Annotated in this window: 1 protein-coding gene; it reads right to left on the bottom strand. The window is 57.3% G+C overall.

Going from position 1 to position 2,692, the window contains the following annotated elements; translation table 11 throughout:
• On the bottom strand, positions 1 to 1,120 hold a 1,120-nt coding region (locus tag WBA97_RS32025; protein WP_424234706.1), incomplete at its 3' end, for a hypothetical protein.
• Positions 1,121 to 2,692: the final 1,572 nt, after the last annotated feature.

Raw genomic sequence — 2,692 nt, 5'->3', positions numbered from 1 at the left:
TCTCAATGCAATCTGCCAATCTCCTGGGCATACTCTCAAACAAATTCTGCAGGTTTGCTGCGGTGATTTCGGCTCTGGCTGCCTGCAATGCGCCCCACAACTCCTCGGAGGTGGTGCACGGCTGCATTCTACCGAGCTTCTCTGCCATCATTGCCCAAACGTTCTCGATGGGGCTGAAATCAGGACTGTTTGCAGGCCAGGGCTCCAGGAGGCCCCCAGGAGCCAGAGCCCTGGCCTCCACCATGGAAGAGGCAGACGTGTGGATCCTGGCTCCATCCTGCTGCAAGATCCACGACCGCCGGCCAAAGAGCACCTTGCCGTCAGCCTTGAAAGCAGGCAGCACTACATGCTGATATTCAGCCGCGGACACGCCAGAATACAAACTCCCATCTTTTCTGAAGAATTTGCTGTTCTTGAGGCTGCCACCCGACACCAACACCATTTCAGTCAAGCCGAAGACAGTGCAGCCCATGTAAACGTGCAGCGAGGCGGCTCCGCGCTTCGGGGTGGGTACAGTCGAGGGTGGCGTCACCGTCAGCTCGTAGTGCCCGATGCGCCCTGAGCTGGAGCTGATGGTGAAGTACTTGGAGTCCGTGAACATCAGCTGGCTCCAGTAGCTGAATCCCTTGTCGCTGTAGTGCTGAGAGAACTTCACGCGCGCTGCCTTATGGATCGGCAGCAGCAGCGGGACTCGCCTGAACACCCTGAAGGCAAAGCCGTCAGAAGTCAAGATGCGCCAAGCTGTCGACTTGCTTATTTCAATGTCGTGCTCCTGCCAGAGCGCCGCTGCTGCCTTTGATGCTGAACCAGACTCTCTGGTGCTGCCAAATCCTCGCAGTGCTGCTTGCTGGTCGGCGTCCAGCTTGAGGGGGCGGCCTGGCACAGCTGCATTGCCCATGGGCTCGCCCGCTGCACTTCTGCTGATCCATCTGCGTAGGGTTTTTGTGCAGCATTCGAAGCACGCCGCTACCTTATTGAGATCAGGTAAGATCTCAGAGACGGCTACAGCAGCCCTGCGTAATTTGGCGCGTTCATTGTTGACTGGATCGTTCGTGCCTGAACCGCGCTTGCGCACACCCGTCATCAGTGCCTGCAGCAGCAGCAGGTGATCACGAGGCACCCTGGTGCAAACACGAAACATTGATGAGGTATCTGATCAGAACATTCAAGGCTTGCAAGCACATGTTATGTGAAGCAAGTGGCCGCTGCACCTCATCAGCCGGAATGGCGCTTGCAGCTGTGCGCAGCTTCTTCAGAACTGCAATTTGCTGACAGCCTTTGCAGCGACGTCGACGGATTTAATCAGCGAGGAAATTTATCTGGGGGGGTTGATTGGGGTGAGGCTAACGCCAAAGCCGTCAGTGGCAGAGTTTTCCGAGCTCAAGCCAAGGCTGCACGCATGGCCTCAAGCAGAGATCTCTGCGCCACCTGGAGCCACGTGGCTCGTCTGTCTGCGACCGACAGTATGAACTCCAGGATCGTGCGGGACAGCTGCGCGCCCGTGTGGCTCTGTTTGAGAGGCCTGAACGCCTCTTGAGGGAGGCGGCGCAGCCGCAAGTGCCAGGCATGATGCGAACCAGTGGAGGGCCATAGTCCGTTTCAAAAAGAATGTCCCATTTTGGGACCTGCCGTGGGAGATCAGTGGTTGTGGAGGCCTGTGACTTGCAGTGCCGGCGTCCGCCCCAAGGGCTGCCAAAAGTTTGCACTGGTATCTTTTGGTCGAGCGGCGTGGCCTGAGATGATGCAAAGCGCCCACGCGAGGGCCTTGCTTCCCGCACAGCCGTGGCAGCTGATGTGAGTCACTGCAGGGATCCGGCTCGTGCGCTTGGAAGTGAATATGGACTGGATGCTGATGCCTTTACAGTGGGTTCCTTACTACAGTTCGCGTATTGTTGGGCCGGTACAGCCCCGGATGTGGTCTCCTGTGTGCAGCAGAGCCCGACCAATGCTGGGCCTGCAGTGACGCATCCCATGCCCTCCACACCCGCCCCCCTACCAGCCATACCAGCCGCGTTCGTGAGCCATCGACCTGACAAAATTTTGCCATAGTCCTGGGCTCTTGCCTCTTGCCTTGGCCTTAGCCGCTCGCCGCGAGCAAGTGCTTGTGCTTGGCGTCGGCGAGGGGAGGGGAGGGCTGGGCTGGGCTGGGCTGGGCTGGGCTGGGCTGGGCTGCGGCGCAGCCCCAGCTGTCTCTTTTAAACGATCCAGGCGGGGCCCCCGCACAATAACAATTGTTTAATGGTTATTTCCCTCTGCCCTGGCCAGTCAGACGGACGCAGGATCGCCTGTCTGACATGCGGCTGCCGGATGCATGCGGGACATTCTTTATGAAACGGACTATGCCGCAACTATGGCGCCGCCACAGCTGATGCCGATATCCAACGTAGAAACACGACCTGCACGGCGTCTCAGCCGTCCGTATGACGTGAAACTCTTTTGTTTCTCCGATTTCATGTTAATCACCATCTTTTGACAAGAGCTGGAGGCATGCAGTCGCGATATCATCGGTGCAAGATTGCAGTGCATGCGGCGCCTCAATATGAAGGCAAGTGTCAACCGTTGCTGCATGCGGAAAGACAGCCTTGGTGGCATTCAATGATGTGGTAATTGTTGATTGGATGTGTGTCGGTGTATTCAAGTAGTGAGACGGCCAATTGTATTGTTTACATGTCGGGCAGAAATATTCAGAACC

It is taken from the genome of Actinophytocola sp. (assembly GCF_049647105.1).
In the GTDB taxonomy this organism is placed as follows: Bacteria; Actinomycetota; Actinomycetes; order Mycobacteriales; family Pseudonocardiaceae; genus Actinophytocola.
This window is presented reverse-complemented; position numbering and strand designations above follow the sequence as displayed.